The organism is Streptomyces sp. NRRL B-24484 (assembly GCF_000717715.1).
Taxonomy (GTDB): domain Bacteria; phylum Actinomycetota; class Actinomycetes; order Streptomycetales; family Streptomycetaceae; genus Kitasatospora.
In genome coordinates this window covers 1-211 of sequence record NZ_JOAI01000181.1, presented here as the reverse complement: position 1 = coordinate 211, position 211 = coordinate 1, and the positions used below count along the sequence as shown (strand labels likewise).

Annotated in this window: 1 protein-coding gene; it reads right to left on the bottom strand. The window is 66.4% G+C overall.

What is annotated here, in order from left to right; all coding sequences use genetic code 11:
* A partial coding sequence (locus IE98_RS51805) for a transposase (RefSeq protein ID WP_324605855.1) occupies positions 1-140 on the bottom strand: 140 nt, incomplete at its 3' end.
* Positions 141-211 lie beyond the last annotated feature (71 nt).

The following is a 211-nucleotide window of genomic DNA, read 5'->3' as shown; positions in this document are numbered from 1 at the left end:
AGCACGTACACGATGCCGCGAAGCGCAGCACGGTCGTCCGCGGGAAGCCGTCCGGGGTGGCGGTGGCGTCGCGGCGGGCGTGGCGGCAGCAGCGGAGCCACCCGCTCCCACAAGTCATCAGGCACAAGATCGTCCGACACGTGCAGCACTCTGCCGCCCAGACTCCTCAACTGCCAAGCCCCTGAGCCGAACTCATTTTGAAACGATCAGT